Genomic DNA, 19,883 nt, shown 5'->3' with positions numbered 1-19,883 from the left:
AAAGCCAGTAGGCCCTTCAAAATAAGGGCCTGTATAAATATCAGACTATTCAAAAGTTCCGCCGAGGGCCAGATGCAGATTAACCCTATTGTCCAGACGCTCACGACGGACGTCCAGCAGGGACATTTCTGAGCCTATCCAGCGAGTCTGGTGGGCAAGCAGTTCGAACAAATCTATCTTGCCGACTTTGTATTGGAGCTGGGCAAGTTCAAAGGTTTTCTTGTTGTCCGCAGTGGCTTGGGTCAGATATTCCTCGCGTTCCTTAAGCAATTTTTCTCCGGCAAGAGCGTTTTCTACTTCCTTGAAAGCATTCAGTGCTACTGATGCGTAGTTGGCGATTGCCTCCTTTTGTATAGCTGTAGCCTGTTCTATCTCAGCTTCTATTTCTCCTCCCGTATAAAGCGGAGCAAAAATACCGGCAGTCAGTCCGGCAATGGCATCCCCCAGTGCGTCAATTCCGGCCCCGGCCCCGAAGGTGAATCTGGGCAGGTGCAGTAGCTCGGTTCCTTTCTCAGCGTAAAAGGCCGCTGCCACGCGATCTTCTGCAGCAATGATATCCGGCCTTCTTTCGAGGATGGATGAAGGTTGTCCAACCGGGGTAGCAGGAGGGGTTGCCTCCAGTTTTTCCGCCCCCTTAAGTGTGCTGGAAGGATAGCGCCCGATGAGGGTCTCAAGGCTGCGTGCTGCTTCTTCCCGGGACTGTTCAGATTTAATGAGTGCTTCTTTAGCAGAGGCCAGATGGGCATGAACCTGATGCACTTCCATCATGGAGACCTTGCCGACTTTTTGCATGCGCTCCTCAATATCGTTCATTTTTTCCAGAATACCAATCACGGATTCAAGAAAATCCTGTTGAACATCAATTTCATTGAGCAGGAACCAGTTGCGGGCCGTGGCTGCAGCCAGTGATTGGCGTCCGAATTCATAATCTGCCTGCACGGCCTTGGCAGATTCTTCGGCAGAACGTTTACCGAGTCCCAGCCTGCCCCAGACATCAGCCTCCCACGAAATCCCCAGTCCTGCTCCTTGAGATCGGGAGGTTCCCCCTGCAGTCGTCCCGGCCAGTTGTCCACCTAGTCCGACAGTTGGCAGCAGAGCTGCTCCAGCCTGTTTGGCAAGGGCATTGGCTTGGTCAACTCTGGCTGCGGAAGCCTGCAGGTCAGGGTTGTTTTTTATGGCTTCGGCAACCAGTGAATCAAGCTGCGGGTCTTTGAAATCATGAATCCAGCCATCCTTGACCGTGCCACTGTCAACAACGGAAGCGGCCCATTTATCGGGAGTAGCGGCTTTGGTTTTGTCCGTCCCGGAGGAGGCTTCGGAGTGGGAGTAATTGCGCTTGCATCCGCAGAGAATCAGCAGGATTACGAGTGCCAACAAGAATTTTTGTCTATTGCTATACATAGCTCTTTCCTGCTTAGAGGGCTTCAAAACAGATGATGTTCCGCCAACTGACCATACGCAGCAGCACCTGCCTGATCAGGGCCAGCGGTTCCATGCTTTCACTGTAGACACTCACCGCAGCCGCGCTGCCAAGGGGCAGGTTGTATGCGGAAAGGTTGTCCGTCACGTTTATAAAAACCGGAACCCGTCCTTCGGGGATATGGGTGGAAACGCTCAAGAGGTCCCCGGAGGGTTGGAGCTGGCCTTCAGCTAATGCTTCCTGAATCTTGGTTACCTCGCCTTTGAAGGCGCGGCCCGGGATAGCAGGGAATATGACCTCAGCCTTGAAGCCGGGTTTAATGTTCTGGAGGGGGTTCTGCTTGAAAGCAGCCACCAGCATTGGGGCCTCGGAATGAACAAAAGTCATCACCGGGCGTAGAGGCAAAGGCACGGCCATCATACCCGGACGCAGCCGCAGTTGGGTAACCCAGCCGTCAGTGGGGGCTACCACTGTGGTGCTGTTCAGGTCGAACAGGGCCTTGGCAAGTTCGGATTGCAGTTTGCCTACTTCCTGCTGGTATTGTTCCACATCATATTGACTGCCTGCGGCATGCTTGGCCAGTTCTTTGGATTCAGCAAGGCGGCGCTTGGCGAAACCTAGTTGGGCATTAACTTCATCCACCCGGGCTTTGAACGGGGTAGGGTCTATGGAAAAAAGTTTGTCCCCGGCTTTGATAGGCGTGTTCGGCTTTACATGCACGGCAATGGTTTTGCCCCGAACTTGCGAAACAATAGGGGTGGTCTGGAAGTAGATTCTCGCTTCCGGGGTGTAGGGATGGTAAAAGGCCATGCACAGGAAAATTCCTCCGACCACAAATATTCCACCCACTACAGCTGTGGTTATCGTCCATTTGGTCACAGGGATTTTCAGGACTTTGAAGGCAAAGAAGACAATAGCCGCGTATGTTAATTCAATAAGTATATCCACGGTTATACCTCCTTCGCTTCCGGTTCGACTGCTTCTTCCGTGGGAGTAGGCTCTGTTTTATGTTCCACAAAGGATTCATCGCTTTCCAGATCTGGTTTATGGATCATGGCCCATATCCAGAGGAAGGGCCAGATTGCGTGCAAGGTGAAGAGACTGACCCAGCCTGCAGCATGGATGGCGTCCTGATGGGGATGGTTACGCTTTTTGGCTATATTGTATGGGATATCGTGAATAAAGATGATGCCGTAAACCAGCACCAGAAATACAAAGATCAACATTCCGGCACCGATATAATCAAGTATTCGGGAATCAGTCTCAATCATAAGCGTCTCCTTCCTAAGTGCAGCAAGTAAGTAATTGACTACTTTATCAGAAATTAAACTTTACTTTTCTGTAGCACATTTAAAGGGGCGGTCCTATCAAAAACTCCCATTTTCATAGGGGAATTACTAATGGCATCCAGCGTTTGCACTGCCGGACGCTCTGATGTAAATGGATACCCATCAAAATAAGCAAGGAGTCTTTTTATGGATAATATTGTCGCTGAATCTCTTACAGCTATGCCCGTTGAACGCAAAGACGGAACTTACGCTATGCGTATTCCTCTGGTTCAGGGGCAGTGTACCCCCGGAATGATGAAAACTGTAATGGAAACCATGGCGAAGTTCGGCCTGACTTCTGTTCGCGTGACCACCGGTCAGCGCTTGAATCTGGAAGGCATTCCCAAGGATAAAGTGGATGAAGTTATTGCCAGCCTTGGAACCAAGGTTGATAAAGTTCCTCCGACTGTTGGTGTTTGCACCGGTGCTGGCGTCTGTAAATACGGTGTTCAGGATAGCCGCGGCATGGGTAAAAAGCTGCTTGAAGTTATCAAAGCAAACGGTCCTTACCCCTTCAAGATCAAAAGCGGTGTTTCCGGCTGTAAAATGGTTTGTGCATTCAGCAATGTGCGCGATATCGGCCTCGTAGGTACCCCCAAAGGCTGGGATGTCCTCTTCGGCGGCGGTGCAGCACGCAATGTTCGCGCAGGCGTAAAAATCGGCACCCAGCTCGTTGATGATGAAGCCCTCGCACTGATTGAAAAGGCTCTTGATTTCTACAAAGCAAACGGCCGCAAGCGCGAACGCATCAGCGGTCTTGTCGACCGTCTCGGTGAAGAAGCCCTGCTTGAAGCCGTGAAATAGATTTATTTAGCTTGATTATTAGAAAGGCGGGCTCCCTTAAGGGAGCCCGCCTTTCTTTACCTCCTGAATTGAATGTAAATATACACTGGACCTCCCTGTCTACCCTTGTTATTACCCGCTTTCCACGCACTACTTTCTTCTCCTTTTCAAGATAATCACGCCCCTTCATCCAAGGGCCAAACCACACATCATTCATATGGGAAAACATATCATTGAAGAGGCAAGCCGTTGCCTGCAGTGTAAGAAACCGCTTTGCAGCAAGGGCTGTCCCCTTGGAACACCTATCAATAAAATGATCGAACTCCTGCTGGACGGCAAAATGCAGGAGGCCGGGGCTATGCTTTTTGAGAACAACCCGCTTTCCGTGGTCTGTTCACTCATCTGCCCCCATGAAAATTTCTGTGAAGGGCATTGCATTCTGGGGCGCAAGAGTTCCCCGGTGCAGTGCAGCGATATTGAAAACTATATTTCACGCTATTATCTTGCTCAGTTTCAGCCGCAGAAAAAGGAAAAACGTAAATCACGCATTGCCGTTGTCGGTTCCGGTCCGGCTGGAATCACTGTGGCTTTCATCCTCGCCCTGAAAGGGTATGAGGTTACAATTTTCGAATCCGAGGAAAAGATCGGCGGAGTTTTGCAATACGGTATCCCTGAATTCCGTTTGCCCAAGGATATTCTTGAGAAGCTGCGTGAAGTTCTGGTGCAGCTCGGTGTGAAAATACGTCCCAACATGCTCATCGGTCCGGTTATCAGTATCGACGACCTGCTGCGTGATGGTTACAAGGCTATTTTTATCGGTACCGGGGTCTGGAATCCGCGTCCGCTGCGACTCAAGGGCGAAACCCTTGGCAATGTTCATTATGCTATCAACTATTTGAAGAATCCCGATGTCTACGATCTGGGTAAGAAAGTTGCGGTCATCGGTGCCGGTAATGTGGCTATGGATGTTGCCCGCACAGCCTTGCGTAAAGGCGCAGAGGAAGTGACCGTGCTTTACCGTCGTGGTCAGGAAGATATGTCCGCCACCAAGTATGAGTACGATTACGCCAAACTGGATGGGGTGCGCTTCAAGTTCTACCATTCCCCGCTGGAGCTTTCCGAGGAAGGCGTGCTTTGTGTGCGTACTGAAAAGGAAACCGATGAAGACGGCAAGACCAAGCTGGTTACCATTGAAGGTTCCGAAAAGCTGGAGCAGGCCGATTCTATTTTCATCGCTGTAAGTCAGGCTCCGCGCAATAACCTGACCGGAATAGAAATCGGTAAGACCGGACTGGTCATCACTGATGAAGAAGGCCGCACTACTCGTGACGGCGTGTTCGCTTCAGGGGACGTTGTCACCGGAGCCAGAACCGTTGCTGAAGCCGTGCGTTGTTCCAAGAATTCCGCGCAGGCGATTATGGATTACGTGGAAGGCCTTTAAATCTCATCTTTTTGGGATAGTAAAAATGCCCGGAATGGTAGTCCATTCCGGGTATTTTATTATATTTACTGCATCTGTCTGCCGCGCATTCCTCCGGGACCGTGCCCTTCGGGAACGCAGAAGATTTGATCTCCCCGACTCATGCATAATCCGGAAAGCTTACCGCGCGGGGTTTCAACTGTACATTCCTCTTCTTGGGATTTGCCCTCGCAGGCAGTGAAAGCTTCTTCGGGTGGACCTTGGAGGTTACCGGGACCACGTCCCTGTCCCATGCCTTGTCCCATTTCACTTTGCATCATGCCTTGTCTCATACCTTGTCCCATTTCACCCTGCATCATGCCTTGGCCCATGCCGGAATTACGGCCTTGATTTCTCCCCATGCCTTGTCCGTTGCCGCCCATAGGACTCATTCTGTCAGAGAATGAATTGGGGGATCCGCCTTTCCAAGCGGGGATTTTGGTGTAGGGCGGGTCGTATGGTTGGACCCCTCCGCCAGCTACACAACGTGCGTAATTATAGATGCGAATGTCGTCGCCTTGCGGACCGCGTCCGTTAGGGAAGGCCTCCGGGTTACCTGATTTAGGGTCACTGCGTTGTGCCCCTGCTCCATGGACGTCCATCCATTTTTTATTGTTGCTGCGCGGGGGAGCGAAATAACCCAAGGCCCGGCCAAAGGCTATATAGGAGGCGTGGGAAGGTTTAGGTCCATCCATGTGGGTGGTGGATGACCAGTAGTAGGATTCCTTGTCCGTTACCTTGAAGATGGAATCGATGGCTGCTGAATTGCTGGTTACGGGGCTGCGTGAGTAATCCACTATGGATTGCAGTTCCTTCACGTTGGGCAGCCGCCAGTCACTGCGTCCGGCATAAGTAAGGTTTTCGCAATAACTCAAGGCTTCTTCCCAATTCAGTTTTTTGCTGCTGTCGACCTGTTGCCAGACCAGCCCGGTGGCTTTGTCTTCAATGGTTCCGTCTTTGCGGTCCACGAATAGATTCTTTCCGTACTCCGGATTGCCGCGAACATAGCGGATATATTTGCTACATTTACCGCGCGGATTTCTTTTGCCGTAACCTTTGATGCGCCCATCAGCGAAATTGACTCCGAATGCGGTAGGATTCCCATCCATGGTTGTGCTTACATATGTTGTTGAGGACCAGTCCTGACAATCGATGATGCGTTGTCCTTTGGATGTATCACCGAATTTGAATTCAAAATACTTGGTATCAATGAATGGGGTTGAGCTTTTTTCAGTACCCTGAACCCAGCCGTTGAAGTCGATGAGCGAGTATAGTTCTTTAATGTTCGGGGTGCGCCAGTCAGTATATCCGCCAACTTTGCAGTCATCTGCACCGTCCATAGCCTGCTGCCAAGTGACTGCGGGGCCGCGTTCCTTGACCCACATAAGGCCGGTGACGAGATCGGAGATTGTGCCGTCTCCGTTATCTTTGTAACGAGGCTGGTTGCCTTTGTATTGCGCATCCTGCCCGTAGAAATCATTTCCTTTGTCCGGGCAATTGATTTGCCGGGAGTTGTTGAAACAGGCTTGTTGACCGCTGTCTACTATTGGATAATTTCCAGCCCAAACGGATGTTGAACAGATAAATAAGAATGAAGCTATGACTAGCAGGGAATACCTTTTCATACGCGCTCCTGTTGTTTTTATTTTTCAGTAAAACATGAACTAATTTTTCCAGCTAGGGGAAAAGATGGTTTCATTTACAGATCTTAAAAAAAATATATATGCAGATTAAGTTTATGTTTCTAAAGTTACATAAAAACTTGTCTGCAAGAGTTGCGAGTGCTACAAGTCTATAAGCACTAATTTAGGTAGTTATTCTGTTTCAGCAGGGTAATAAATAGTGAAATTGTAATTTCGGCATTTAAAAAAGTTCATCAAAATTAATTGAAGGAGAAAGCATGTCTAGGAAAATTCTTTTTGCTTTATTTAGTCTCATGTTGATTATCGGTTTTGCAGGCACTGCGCTGGCGGAGAGCAATGCTAAAACAGGGCTGCTCACCTGCCATAGGATAAGCCTCGCACCTATGATTATCGGCCCTGTTCAAGTTGCGAAATTTTTCCCCACACCTTTTCAGGATACAATGACAGCTGAAGAAGCAGCCAAATATCAAAGTGGAGGTCGTGAGGTGCAGGACCTGCTGGACGATGCTGGTGTTAAGCAAGGCACGGTTACTTTTAAATATGGCTATGCAAATAACCGGTGGACGGTTGATGGTGATGCAATCATGTACGGTCAGAGTATCAGGGTAATTTATGAATGTTATTAAGATTTGAAGGGAGTCCGTCTTAGGTTGCTTTCAGGACGGATCATATAATTTTTAAAGTGATGGAATAAGAGCCCGTTTATACGATTAAACGGGCTCTTCGTTGCTTAAGCGTACATGATGGTTGCGGCAACCATGCAGAGCAGGTAGAGGCCGCCGAAGATAGCCCCCAGTGCCCACCAACGGGCCTGACTGATGAAGCCTGAACCATACCAGATTGGTGCCGGTCCGGTGGCGTAGGGGGTGATGATACCCATTACACCGAGGCTTCCCGCCAGCATGAGTACGACTGTCGGCAGCATCTCCGGGGGAAGCAGGGGCTGGGCAATGGCTATAAACAGGGGCATCAAAGCCGTGGTGTGTGCAGTTGTGCTGGCAAAGAAATAGTGCAGTACGAAAAACAGAATAACCAGCATGATTGCTACCGTTTCCGGCGGCATTCCCTGAAGGTTGGCGGAAACAAGGCCGCCGATCCATTTGAGCACTCCGGCCTTTTTTAATCCACTGGCCATAGCTACAAGGGTGGCGAACCAGACCAGCACATTCCATGCGCCCTTGTTGGTTATGACATCCTCCCAGTTGATGACGTCTGTTAAGACCATCAGCGACAATACAAACATGGCGGCTACTGTGCTGTTTACGCCAAGTTCTTTGCCGAAAATCCAGAAGATGAGGGCTGTCAGGGCATAGCCGAGCATCATGAGTTCCTTGGTGCTGACCTTGCCCATCTTTATGAGTTCTTCAGCAGCCCATGCCGGGGCTTCCGGCGAATGTTTCTGGGTAGGAGGGTAGATGACGTAGGCCAGCCAGGGAGTCAGCAGGAACAGGGGAAGCATGACCGGGATCATGATCTTGGCCCATTGTCCCCATTGGATGCTTATTCCGGTCCCTTGGCTGATCAAGTCCACGGCCAGCAGGTTGGGGGCAAGTGCGGTCAAGAACATGGAGCTGGTTACACAGGTTGCAGCAAAGGCCACCCATGTCAGGTATGATCCTATTTTACGCGGTTCATGGTCAGGTGTTGAATCGAACATGGGCGGAATATTGCTGGCGATGGGATAGATAGTTCCTGCGCTTCGGGCTGTGTTGGAAGGCATGAACGGTGAGAGGATCAGATCTGAAAAAGCAATGGCGTAGCCCAATCCAAGGGTGTTCCTGCCCAGATGTTTGATCAGGATAAGGCTGATCCGTTTACCCAGACCTGTTTTTTTGTAGCCCATGGCGAACATGAAGGCTGAAAAAATAAGCCAGATTACACCGTTTGAAAAACCGGACAAGGCCCAGTTGCGGCTTACTGTGGCACTGGGATCGACCAGTCCCAGAATAGCCACCACCGTCACTCCCACAAGGCCGACCAAGGCGGCGGGAACTGGCTCTACAATCAGGCCGACTACAACGCCGACGAAAATACTTAGGAAGTACCATGCTTCGGGTTGCAGTCCTTCCGGTGTGGGAAAGAGGGCCATAACAATTGGAACAATGACAGGGGAAAACTTTTTGAGTTTATCCATGTGACCTCACAGTAATCTAGGGTTCGCAGGAATTTGTTTTCAGAAGCCTGTACCGAGCAAAAAATGCAGTTCCCGTTAAAAGAGACGGGAGATCCTGATTATTAATGACATAATTTTACACTTTGGGTCAACAGGACCAAAAAAAATCCCGGCAGTCCGATATGGGCTGCCGGGATTTCATAGTTTGATTGAGGAGTTGTTAGGCTGAACGAAGTTCGCTGATCAGTTCAGTCAGTTCACTGGACATGACCGCCAGTTCCTGAACTGCTTTTGCTGATTGCTTAATCCCTTCAGTCGTTTCGCGGGTAATATTGTTGATTTCGCTTATGGCACTGTTGATCTGCTCGGAAGCACTGGACTGCTCTTCAGATGCAGTTGCGATTCCTTCCACCTGACTTGCGCTGTATTCCACGGTGTTCACAATCGCCTCAAGGGAAGAACCTGACTTTGCAGCCAGTTCAGTGGTTTGTTCTACTGCATTTACTGCATTTTCCACAGCTTGCATATTGGTTCGCATGGCCTGCTGGATGCTTTCCACGTTGTTGCCTACTTCATGGGTGGCGGTCATTGTTTTTTCTGCAAGTTTGCGGACTTCATCAGCTACGACCGCGAAACCACGTCCGGCTTCGCCTGCGCGGGCCGCTTCAATTGCCGCGTTCAAGGCCAGCAGGTTGGTCTGGTCGGCAATGTCGGAAATTACATCCATGACCGTGCCGATTGATTCGGTCTGTTTACCGAGATTTTCCATGTTGATGCGCAGGTCTTCAGCAATAGTGCTTACTTCGGTGATTGAGCGGACCGATTGAGATACGATCTGTGCTCCTTCTTCTGCCTGCTGCTTGGCTTCCATGCTCTTTCCCGATGCACTGGAAGCATTGCGGGCAACTTCCATGATGGTACTGTTCATCTGCTCCATAGCGGTCGCAGTTTCAGTGATCCTTTCATGTTGAATCTCGGAACCGTTGCTGATCTGTTCAACCTGTGCGGCCAATTCTTCACTTGCGGATGAAAGCTGTTCGGAAATGGCCTGAGTGCGTTCGGCAACATCCTGCATCTTTCGCTGGGCTTCACGGATGGCGGTCTGGTCGAGTATGACTTCAATGGCGCCGACAACTTTACCGTCCTTTTCAATGGGGACGCCGAAGTAGTCCATGTCCAGCCTGCCGTCGGGGGTCATTACCGAGGTTGAACCGTTTTCAGGTTTACGGGAAATGAAAGTTTTGGCGCAGGCGCATCTGTCTGTGCCGCAGTCTGTTGTATGCAGTGCACTGGAACATTTATCTTTCTTGAGGTCTTCAAGGGATCTGCCGAGCAGTTTTGTGCCGGGTTTGTTCATGAACAAAATTTTCATTTCGCGGTCTATGGTCATTACCGGCATGGGGACAGCATCAATAAAGGAGCGCATGACATGCATAGCCAGATTTGTACGGTTGATGAGTTCAGCAAAGCTGCCTTCGAATCCGCTGCTGTCGGCCTGACTGTCAATTCGGCCTTCTTCGATTCCGGTGATGGCCGTGTCAATCTTGGTCATTACAGTATTCAGAGTGCTGCCGACTTGAGCCATATCTTTGCAGATCATGCCGACCTCATCCTTTTGGTTCACCTCCATCATGCAGTCGAAATTGCCTTTGGACAGTTCCTGAACAAAAAGACGGGCTTTGGAGAGCGGGACAGTGATGCTGCGGGCAATGAAAAAGGCGAGAACAATTCCGCCCAATAAAGCCAGGGCAGACATGAAGGTCATATTGTCTACGGCTGCGGCAATGGTTGCCTGCATTCTCGGGCCGAGATCATCCTGTTCTTCCATTATGGATAATTTCAACTCTTCGATATGCTTTGCTATGATGGGGCCGAGAGAGTCTATTTTTTGTTTTGCTGCAACCTGTTTTATGTTCGCTTCAATTATCTTCTGGGTGTGCAGGACGTATTGTTTATTGTTCTCGGTAAGTTCATTGATAAGGCCCAGATCGGCAGGGGAGTATAGTACGTTCTGGATCTCGCCGATGCTTTTTGCAAACTCATCAAAAAGTTTGATTGCTTTTTCTGCATCATCTTTATGTTGGCTTTTGTAAATGTATACAGAGTTTGCAAGCCTTGCCTTAAACAGTGCCGCCCTGCTTTTTTGCACCATGGCAATCATGAAGCTGTCTTCACGTTCGTTTGCACTTTGGAGTAGTGTTTCCAGTCCATTAACTAGTGCTTTCCCGTTTTCGCTTGCCTGATTGATTGAATCTTTTTCTTTCTGTTTTGCTGAAAGAAATTGGTTGAATGTTTTTTGATAGGTAGCGACTTCATGGTCAATTTCTTTAACCAATTCAATGCGCTTAGGGGAATTCATCTCTTTTTCTGCTTCTTGGATGAATTTTTGAAGTGTGGAGATCTTGTCGTTATATTCTTTCAGGGAGTTGTCTGCACCCGAGTGAATATAAGAGATTGCGCTCGTGTTGGTCAGCAGCATATTGGCTTGGATTCTGCCTGTCAGGTTGGTCTGCCGCGCCAATGACCGGTATCCTGCAAAACCGTCTGAGCTGTCAGTCAGCTTTAGAATGCCTTGCCCCGCAGTTGTCGCCAGCAGAATAAGGATCAGTCCGAATCCTGTTGCAATTTTAGTAGTTACGTTAAGATTTTTGAGCATCGGGCCAACTCCCCTTTGACTGTTTTGCTGTTTATCTATTTGAATTGATAGTGATAACTAGAGTAAAGATACTTAAATGTCAATTGGGTTTAACTTTTCAGTATATCTTTTGTTACTACAAAAGTGTAGTATTATTGTTGTGAAGGGTAAAAAAATACCCCGGAACATTGTCCGGGGTATTTTTTTGTGATTTGATGATTGTTATTGCAGGTAGCCCCAGCCTATCAGCCGGTCATATGCATGTTTAGCATAATCTCCCTGATTGTTGACCTTGAGGAAACGGTAGTACTCATTGGCAGCCATGTCCCGATTGCCAAGGGCTTCGTATGAGACTCCCTTGAAAAATGTAGTCATGGGGTTGCCGGGCAGTCTCTTTTCGTATGCGTCGAAGTTGGACAGAGCCTGTTTGAATTTATGATTCTCAAGACTGAGCATGCCTGTTATATGCAGGGCCTGAGCCTCCTGCGGATATCTGTTTTTGGCCTGCTGGGCGTAGTGTAGTCCTTCCTTGGCTTTTCCTTGTGCCAGCTGGCATTTAGACATGAGCAGTAATCCTGCGTAGTCATCGGGCGCTATGCGTAAGGCTTTTGAAAAGTGCTCTTCGGCTTCATTATAGTTCTTTTTGCCCATGGCGCCTTCGCCTTTTTGCATTTCCTCAATGGCCGGCTTGATTTTGCGTATGGATGCGATGTTGTCCATGTATCGTTCGCGCAGCAGTTTACCGTGGCTGTTGGCATAAACGGTATCCCGTTTTTTTACTGCGGTTGCATAGCGTTCGGAGCTCATTGGATGGGAAGCGAACATCTGTTGCACGAATGAAGGCTTGCTCTTGTGCAGTTTTTCCAGCTCTTCCATAAGTCCGACCATTCCTTCAGGGTCGTAGCCGGCATTGTCCATGTATTCCATGCCGAGGCTGTCGGCCTGCCTTTCATCAGAACGGGAGTAGCTCGCAAGGAGCATACCGGCACCTATTCCGCCCAGACCTGCTGCCAGCGGTACGAGGCGGCTGTCCTGAGTTGCGGCAACACCTACTCCGACAGCGACTATGCCCTGTACGGCTATGGCTGAACTCATGCGTGAGGCTGTGTGGCGGGCATTCACATGTCCGATCTCATGCCCTAGAAGCGCAGCAAGCTCCGCTTCGTTTTCAAGGGTGACCAGAATGCCGCGGGTACAGGCTATACTGCCGCCGGGAAAGGCGTATGCGTTAACGTAGTTGGCATTAACACAGCGGAAAGAGTAGGGCATGTTGGGTCGGTGGCTGCTGGAGGAAAGGGATATTCCGACTTCAGTGATGTAATTGTTGACCAGGCTATCCTGAACCGCACCGTAGTCCGCAGAGAACTGGTGCGGAGAATTCTGGCGGTCCATCTGAATTTCCTGCTGTTCGGAAACCAGCATCAACTGTTGCTGACCTGTGACAGGGTTGATTGCGCACCCGCTGAGGATACCCAGCGTGCCGCCTGCTGTCAGTTTCAGTGCCTGTCTTCTGGAAATTGTTGCTGATTTGTTCTTTTGTCCATGTTTCCTCCGAACTCTTCGTTATCTATAAAGATATATCTGCGTGTGTGCTTTGGCAATAGTTTGGTTTTTCCTGTGTCAGGAAAACATTGCAGTGGCAGTGTGGAATATAATATCTATGTAAGTAGGTTCATGGTTAGAGATTGCAGGAAGGATGTGCAGCTAAAAAACTTGCGGGCAAATACCACCATAGATTGAATTTGTAGCTGAGATGTTGACTTGAAGATAGCCCGAGACCTGTAATTTGCCAAATATCTGTACCGGGTCCTGATCCGCACTTGCTAATGCATTATGGAGCTGCAAAGTGAATATACCCCTTAAAGATAAGTCTGCCGGAGAGATTCCTGTAATTGAATTTAAGAATGTTTCGTTCCGCTGGCCGGGTGGCAAAGGATTGCATGACGTCTCCTTTGCTGTTTCTGCAGGACAGTTTGTGCTTATTTCCGGACCTTCAGGGGCGGGAAAATCAACCTTGCTGCGTCTTGTCGTCCGTCTTGAAGAAGCAGGGCAGGGTGATATCCTAGTTAAGGGAGATCCTATACAATCCATATATCCCCCGGAATTGCGGTCCAAGATCGGTTTTGTGCAGCAGACTCCGACTGTGCTTCCGGGAACAGTACGCGAAAATCTGCTGTTGCCCTTTACTCTCAATGTCAGGAAGGGAGTGGACGTTCCATTGGATGATGAACTTCATAAATGGCTGGAACGTGTCGGATTGGGTGAAATCAGGTTAGACAGCCATGCTTCCGATCTTTCCGTGGGCCAACGCCAGCGCCTTTGCCTGATACGTTCGGTACTGCCCAAGCCGATGGCTATCTGTTTTGATGAACCCACCAGTGCCCTAGACCGGGAAAGCCGGGAACGGGTAGAGGCGATAGCTGAAGAACTTGCCTCCGAAGGAATCTCCGTGCTTATGGTCAATCATACCAGTTACCACCCAAGTTGTCCGCATATGCACCTGACTGTTTCCGATGGTAAAGTGGAGGTGCTCTCATGAATAATGCCTTTATTTCCATAACATGGATTCAGTTGTTAATAGCTTTAAGCCTTGTTTCCATTTCCGGGGTTCTTTCCATTTATTACAAGCTTAAATTGGAAAAGGATCTGGCTGTCGGCGTATTGCGTTCTTTTGTTCAGCTTTTGACCATGGGCTATTTGCTGAAAATTCTGTTTGGCTTGAATAGCGCGCTACTTGTTCTGGGCCTTTATCTGGTTATGACCTTTTTTTCGGTTCACATCATCCACGGGCGGGTGAAAGAGAGGAATGTATCGTATCTAATGCCCACCGGACTGGCTGTCATGTTCAGTTATTCGCTGGTGACTATTCTGGTTACCAAGTTGGTTATCGGTGCCCAGCCGTGGTGGGATCCGCAGTATTTTATACCCATTGGCGGGATGATCGCAGGCAACTCCATGAATTCGCTGGCGCTCTCTTTAGAAAGATTTTTTTCTGATCTCAGGAATCGCCGGAATGAAGTTGAAATGCTGCTCTGTCTCGGAGCGGATTACAAAGAAGCAACAGCTGATATTTTCCGCGATGCTTTGCGAGCAGGTATGATCCCGGCCATAAATTCTTTAATGGGTGTGGGGTTGGTTTTTCTGCCCGGTATGATGACAGGCCAGATTCTGGCAGGGGCAGATCCTGAAGAGGCTGTTCGATATCAGATTGTGGTCATGTTCATGCTGGTTGCATCTACAGCACTTTCATCAATTATCGTTCTGCTGCTGGTCCGTAAACGTTGTTTTTCCTCAGCCATGACCCTGCTTACCGGGGGGGGAAGAAGGGACATGGTTTAAATATGGTAACGGTTGTCGTTGCAGTGTATGCTTACGGCAGTATTTAATATCAATTCAAGGGGGGGAAGTTGTTTTATTTGAGTGAAATGTTCCAAAGCTTATTTGCCAATGACCGTCTATGCAGTAAATTTATAGAAGCTTCTCCCGATGCCATTGTAATTACAACTGCGGACGGAAACGTTTTGGCAGGTAATTCCCGTGCTGCGGAATTGTTTGGTTATGTTGATACAGATTCAATCCCGCTCAACGTGATTGAGAGATATAAGCAGGCCGAGGACCGCGAGCGGCTGATCGATCTGCTTTCCTCGGGCAAAACTCTGCAGGATTTCGAGGCAGAGGTCTTGGACCGGGATGGAAATTCTTTTTTTGCCAGCATCAGTGTGTCAGTAATGGATGTGGGAGGAATGACGGTTCTTGTCTCTATTGTCAGGGATATTTCAGAGCGAAAGAAAACCCAGTTGAATGAGATAAGGTTTGAAACACTCGGCACCTTGGCCGGTATGGCTGATGCCGATTTCGGTCAGATATATGATTTTGCTTTGGAAGCAGCCGTAAGAATAACCAAAAGTGAGATTGGTTATATTTATTTTGTCAATGAAGATGAATCTGAACTGAGGTTGTATGCATGGTCGCGAAAAGTTATGCCTCAATGTTCTGTGGAATCAATCCCCGATGTCTATCATGTAAATGATGTCGGGGTCTGGGGAGAGGCTATCAGACAAAGACGTCCCATGATTCTTAATGACTATGCTGCGTGTGGGGCAAAGAAGGGGCTGCCCAAAGGGCATGTGCCAATCACTAGGCATATGAATGTTCCTCTTTTCGATGACGGTAAAATAGTGCTTCTTGTCGGTGTCGGAAACAAGGAAGATGCATACGATGATGAAGACGTGCGCCAGTTGAGCCTGCTGATGGATGGCATGTGGAATATTGTCCGCCGCAAAGAGGCGGACGAAGCTCTGCGGCAGGCGTATTTGGAAATGGAAGGCAAGGTAGAGGATCGAACCAAGGAGTTGCAGCGCGCTCTTGACGATTTAAGACAGGTTAACTCGGCAATGGCAAACGAGGTTGGGCAGCGTAGATTGGCAGAACAAAGGTTACGTCAATTCGAGAGGCTTGTTGAGCTTAGTCCGGATATGGTTTCCCTGCTCGATTCTGAGTATCGGTATGTGATGGTAAATGAGTCGTATGTGAGGTTTTTTACTAAACCAAAAAACTTTTTTATTGGTCGACCCGTATATGAAGTTACCGGAAAAGATCTCTTTGAAAATCGTTCCAAGAAGCTGATTGATTCTGCGTTTGCAGGCCAGACCACCGGATTTGAGGCATGGATAGATTTGCCTCTGCTTGGGAAACGATTTTTTACAGTAACTTATCATCCTGTTTATTCAGGGGAGGATGAAAATAGACTTGTAAGCATTACGGCTCACGATATTACCGAACAAAAAGAAATGCTTGAAGAAGTTAAGCGGCTGGCCAGTACTGACTATCTGACCGGTGCACACAACAGGCGTCACTTTATGGGCCGGGCGGAAACCGAGCTGGATAGGCTGACCCGTTATGGCGGAGAGCTGTATCTCATGATGTTGGATATCGACCACTTCAAGAATATAAACGATACCTACGGTCACAGTGTAGGAGACGTTGTTCTGAAGGAACTGGTCAAATGTTGTACCTCGACATTGCGAACTTCGGATGTATTCGGAAGGCTTGGCGGGGAAGAATTTGCGGCCTTGCTGGTTCATGGGACCGTGGATTCGGCTATTCAGGTTGCAGAGAGACTGCGTATGGCCGTTGAGAATATGGAAGTCCGTTCCGGTGGGCATGTTGTTAAATTTACGGTGAGTATCGGCCTGACCATGGTCTGTTCTGATGAAGATATTGAAGTCGCCCTTAGACATGCAGACAAATGTTTGTATCAGGCCAAAGAGCAGGGCAGGAACCGGGTGGTTTCGTACTGTATGAAGGAAAGTTGAAAGGCCGGTGCGTGGAAACGCACCGGCCTTATCTTTATGCTGATTTCATATTATCGATGATGGATTTGAGTTGGTGTGCCTGTGCTGCAAGGTCGGAAACAGCCTCTGAAGACTGGCGCATAGCACTGTTTGTCTCGGTTGAGATGTTGTTGATCTCGTCCACAGCCCGGTTGATCTGTTCTGAAGTGGCGGACTGTTCTTCACATGCTGCGGCGATTCCCTGAATTTGTTCGGAAACCGTATCGGTAAGTGAAAGAATCTCATTGAGAGACTTGCCCGCATCTCCTGCCATATCTGAAACTGTACCTATCTCCTTAACTGTGAATGCGCACTGGCTGATACTTTCTTTCGTGCCGCGTTGGATTTCCGAAATGGCAGCCTCAACCTCGTTAGTTGCGGTCATGGTCTTTTCTGCCAGTTTACGGACTTCGTCAGCAACAACCGCGAAGCCGCGTCCTGCTTCTCCTGCACGGGCTGCTTCAATTGCAGCGTTGAGGGCCAGCAGGTTTGTCTGGTCGGCAATGTCCGAAATCACATCAATGATCTGACCTATTTTTCCAGCACTTTCGCCCAGTTCTTCCATCTCTTTTTCAAGGGCTTCAGAGTAATTCTGAACAACTCCGATTCCTTCGACCATTTCCTTCACAACGTTTGCCCCGTTGGTGGCGGTTGTGCTTGCATCTCCGGCGGTTGTTGAAGCTTCTCCTGAGTTACGGGCAACTTCGACCACAGAAGCATTCATTTGTTCCATGGCCGTGGCTGTCTCCGCGGTCCTCTGGCTTTGCATGTCTGAACCGGTTGCTGATTGTTCAATCTGGGCGGAAAGTTCTTCGGAAGCAGTTGATATGATAACAACAACGTCTTCAAGCTCTCGTGCAGCCTGATGCATGCCTTCGCGTTTGGCGTTTTCGGCTTCCTTGCGTGCCTCTTCTGCCTCATACATGGCCTGTTGTGCTTTTTCCGTCTCTTCTGCCGCGTGTCTGGTCTGTTCCTGAGCTTCGCTGATTTTTTCTTTTAACGTAACAACCATTGCGTTCAGGTCATTAGCCAATATGCCGACTTCATCGCGGGTCTTGATTTCGAGAACATGGTCAAGGTCACCTGCAGCAACCCGGGTTGCATACTTGGTTGCATCAATGATGGGACGGGCCATTGTTCTAGCGTAAAGCCATGCCGCAAGCATTATGATGGGCAGGATTACAGCAATGACCAGCAGGGAAGAAGTTTTTACATTATTCTGGGCTTTGATCATGGTTTGAATGGGCATTCCAATAAACCACATGCCGATATTCTTACCGTTGACCGATTTGATCGGCCAGTAAGCTGTCTGGTAGTCAATGCCGAGAATATTGTTACGGGCGAGGAAAGTTTTACCGCGATCTATGACGGTAGCAGTAACTTCCGGGTTGGTCATTTTGGTACCCACGGCCCGACGACCGTTTTTGATGATAGTTGTCATCTCCCGGGTATCGCCATTGAATACGGTTACCTCAAGGTCGGAGAATCTTTTTACATCATCAACAAAGTCTTTGTCGGAAAGAGAGGTTCCGAGGGATATGGTACCGATTATCCGGCCGTTTTCTTTTATCGGTGCTGCCGCCCGCAGGGAAAAAGTAATCTCTTTGCCCTTAATGATACCTGATGTGACGGTTCCGCTTAAAGCTTTACCTACTGTTTCCTGTCCTTGGGCATTGTCGCCGAAGCTGTTGGCGTGCGCTCTTCCAAGAACTACACCTTTTGCGTCGGTCAGGGTCAGGAATTCGGAATCTGTCTCAACCATCAAAGATCGGAGTTTCTTTTGAAGTGCTTCTGAATCTCCCTGTTTTATAGCGGTAATGAGGTCAATATCCCGGGCCAATAATTCAGCTTTTTCACGAAAACCTTGGGATAAGCTGTCAATATGGCGGTCGACAACTTTCTTCATGGTGGAAATGTTGCGGATAGATTCCTCGGAGAATCCTTCGGCAACGTAGTGGTTAACTGTCAGGAAAATTGATGTGGCGGTCAGTAAAGCAATCACCACTGCCATCAACACGATTTTGTTTCGAATTGAAAAAGTCATGACACCCTTTTGATTATAAATTGCAGTTCTCCCTTCAGCTAAAAGCACTCCCTCCCCAGAGGTGTTTTTAAGCCTTTTTCCATACTTTATTATGTCTTATAGTGACATAATTATAGTACCAATAAAGAATTGTAGTAAATTTCGGGATAGAATCAATTATAAAATGTAGGCATGCTTTGACACTTTTTAAATAGGTAAAGGTAATAAATAATCAGGAAAATAAATATTCGTTCGAGTCTTTTGGGGCTAGGTTTCTCTGATTGTCTGTATAATCTATTGTGATTTTGCCAATTCTTATTCGGTAAGATTTAAACAGGTTGTCTAATCCTGTCTGTTGGGCTTCGCGATGATCAAGTAGATTTCGCCATTTTTCTATCGCATCTTCATCTTCCCAGAATGAAAGACTTAGTATCTTTTCCTCGTCGTTAAGACTTTGGAATCTTTCAATAGAAATAAAGCCTTCTCGGTTTTCTAGGAAGGATCTGACCCTCGTTGCAATCTCAAAATATTCCTGTTTCCCATCAGTCTTTGGGTAAACTTCAAATATTACCGCATACATATGTTCATTCCTTATCAAAGTTGTGCGTTTTGGTTTAAAAAAGAGCTGATTTAGCACCACTCCGTATTCTCAGACAAGCAATATTCAGAATATTTCTTGAAAAGAATTATGCTACTGAAATTATGTATCAAAAAAATGATCGATTATTTTTTTGATACCATGCAGTCTTGAAAAAAAGACCCTTTTTAAAAGATAGTTTACAATGTTAAATTACGTATTTTAGGCTAGTTATTAAGTATTGTCTGAAAATTAAGACTCTTTTTTTTCAGACTTTGTGCAAAAAAGCACAAAATGGTTTTGTGCTTGGGTCCCAAAGAAATTATAATATTTTTTTCACAAGTTTTGTTTTTTTATAATAAAATATGATATTTCAATGTGTTGAGTGCCTAAAATAATTATCCAGACATGGATTTATAAAATCGTGGTATAGTATTTGCTTGCTTCGCTGAGCTGAATGAATAATCAATTGTCTTCGGCACTTGCTGGTCAGGTGACGGTGGTTTCAGGCAATTGTTTATTGGCTCTGGTCGTTGGTTAAGAGGGCATTCCCTACTTGACCGAAACGG

Annotated in this window: 15 protein-coding genes; 6 read left to right on the top strand and 9 right to left on the bottom strand. The window is 48.0% G+C overall.

All coding sequences use genetic code 11. The features are described from left to right. Window positions 1-45 precede the first annotated feature (45 nt). The 3 genes from ACKU40_RS11080 to ACKU40_RS11070 are packed head-to-tail and all read right to left on the bottom strand — an operon-like array spanning window position 46 to window position 2,691. Window positions 46-1,401 (bottom strand): TolC family protein, encoded by a 1,356-nt coding sequence (locus tag ACKU40_RS11080; protein WP_320172862.1) that lies wholly within the window; start codon window positions 1,399-1,401, stop codon window positions 46-48. 13 nt (window positions 1,402-1,414) lie between these two features. Continuing rightward, entirely contained in the window at window positions 1,415-2,368 is a 954-nt protein-coding gene (locus tag ACKU40_RS11075; RefSeq protein ID WP_320172861.1) for an efflux RND transporter periplasmic adaptor subunit, read from the bottom strand. Window positions 2,369-2,370: 2 nt separating this feature from the next. Continuing rightward, complete coding sequence (locus ACKU40_RS11070) at window positions 2,371-2,691, bottom strand: DUF3302 domain-containing protein (RefSeq protein WP_320172860.1); 321 nt, start codon at window positions 2,689-2,691, stop codon at window positions 2,371-2,373. 204 nt (window positions 2,692-2,895) lie between these two features. Between ACKU40_RS11070 and ACKU40_RS11065 the strand changes: the two genes are divergently transcribed. Both ACKU40_RS11065 and ACKU40_RS11060 read left to right on the top strand, forming a co-directional pair. Further along, window positions 2,896-3,552, top strand: a complete 657-nt coding sequence (locus ACKU40_RS11065) for a nitrite reductase (RefSeq protein ID WP_320172859.1) — start codon at window positions 2,896-2,898, stop codon at window positions 3,550-3,552. A gap of 196 nt (window positions 3,553-3,748) precedes the next feature. Next, the gene (locus ACKU40_RS11060) at window positions 3,749-4,972 is read left to right on the top strand and encodes an NAD(P)-dependent oxidoreductase (protein ID WP_320172858.1); all 1,224 of its coding nucleotides are present in this window, start codon (window positions 3,749-3,751) and stop codon (window positions 4,970-4,972) included. Between the two features lie 65 nt (window positions 4,973-5,037). On the opposite strand, the gene ACKU40_RS11055 is transcribed toward ACKU40_RS11060, so the two are convergent. Beyond that, window positions 5,038-6,615, bottom strand: a complete 1,578-nt coding sequence (locus tag ACKU40_RS11055; protein ID WP_320172857.1) for a DUF1566 domain-containing protein — start codon at window positions 6,613-6,615, stop codon at window positions 5,038-5,040. Window positions 6,616-6,890: 275 nt separating this feature from the next. Here ACKU40_RS11055 and ACKU40_RS11050 point away from each other — a divergent pair, with 275 nt between their 5' ends. Then, a complete protein-coding gene (locus tag ACKU40_RS11050) occupies window positions 6,891-7,259 on the top strand; it encodes a hypothetical protein (RefSeq protein WP_320172856.1) in 369 nt (122 codons plus the stop codon). 104 nt (window positions 7,260-7,363) lie between these two features. On the opposite strand, the gene ACKU40_RS11045 is transcribed toward ACKU40_RS11050, so the two are convergent. The 3 genes from ACKU40_RS11045 to ACKU40_RS11035 all read right to left on the bottom strand — a co-directional run bounded on the left by ACKU40_RS11045 (window position 7,364) and on the right by ACKU40_RS11035 (window position 12,803). Continuing rightward, window positions 7,364-8,767, bottom strand: coding sequence for an anion permease (locus tag ACKU40_RS11045; protein WP_320172855.1), 1,404 nt, complete (start codon window positions 8,765-8,767; stop codon window positions 7,364-7,366). A gap of 199 nt (window positions 8,768-8,966) precedes the next feature. Continuing rightward, window positions 8,967-11,402 (bottom strand): methyl-accepting chemotaxis protein, encoded by a 2,436-nt coding sequence (locus ACKU40_RS11040; protein WP_320172854.1) that lies wholly within the window; start codon window positions 11,400-11,402, stop codon window positions 8,967-8,969. Window positions 11,403-11,603: 201 nt separating this feature from the next. Further along, on the bottom strand, window positions 11,604-12,803 hold the full coding sequence (locus ACKU40_RS11035) for a M48 family metalloprotease (RefSeq protein ID WP_320172853.1): 1,200 nt from the start codon (window positions 12,801-12,803) through the stop codon (window positions 11,604-11,606). A gap of 424 nt (window positions 12,804-13,227) precedes the next feature. On the opposite strand from ACKU40_RS11035, the gene ACKU40_RS11030 reads away from it, so the two are divergent. The 3 genes from ACKU40_RS11030 to ACKU40_RS11020 all read left to right on the top strand — a co-directional run bounded on the left by ACKU40_RS11030 (window position 13,228) and on the right by ACKU40_RS11020 (window position 16,696). Next, complete coding sequence (locus ACKU40_RS11030) at window positions 13,228-13,920, top strand: ATP-binding cassette domain-containing protein (protein WP_320172852.1); 693 nt, start codon at window positions 13,228-13,230, stop codon at window positions 13,918-13,920. After that, on the top strand, window positions 13,917-14,720 hold the full coding sequence (locus ACKU40_RS11025) for an ABC transporter permease (RefSeq protein WP_320172851.1): 804 nt from the start codon (window positions 13,917-13,919) through the stop codon (window positions 14,718-14,720). The genes ACKU40_RS11030 and ACKU40_RS11025 overlap by 4 nt, the downstream gene beginning before the upstream one ends. 86 nt (window positions 14,721-14,806) lie before the next feature. After that, window positions 14,807-16,696, top strand: coding sequence for a diguanylate cyclase (locus ACKU40_RS11020; RefSeq protein WP_320176375.1), 1,890 nt, complete (start codon window positions 14,807-14,809; stop codon window positions 16,694-16,696). 34 nt (window positions 16,697-16,730) lie between these two features. On the opposite strand, the gene ACKU40_RS11015 is transcribed toward ACKU40_RS11020, so the two are convergent. Both ACKU40_RS11015 and ACKU40_RS11010 read right to left on the bottom strand, forming a co-directional pair. Continuing rightward, a complete protein-coding gene (locus tag ACKU40_RS11015) occupies window positions 16,731-18,758 on the bottom strand; it encodes a methyl-accepting chemotaxis protein (protein ID WP_320172850.1) in 2,028 nt (675 codons plus the stop codon). Window positions 18,759-18,969: 211 nt separating this feature from the next. Further along, a complete protein-coding gene (locus ACKU40_RS11010) occupies window positions 18,970-19,317 on the bottom strand; it encodes an antibiotic biosynthesis monooxygenase (protein WP_320172849.1) in 348 nt (115 codons plus the stop codon). Window positions 19,318-19,883 lie beyond the last annotated feature (566 nt).

It is taken from the genome of Maridesulfovibrio sp., assembly GCF_963666665.1.
In the GTDB taxonomy this organism is placed as follows: Bacteria; Desulfobacterota; Desulfovibrionia; order Desulfovibrionales; family Desulfovibrionaceae; genus Maridesulfovibrio.
This window is presented reverse-complemented; position numbering and strand designations above follow the sequence as displayed.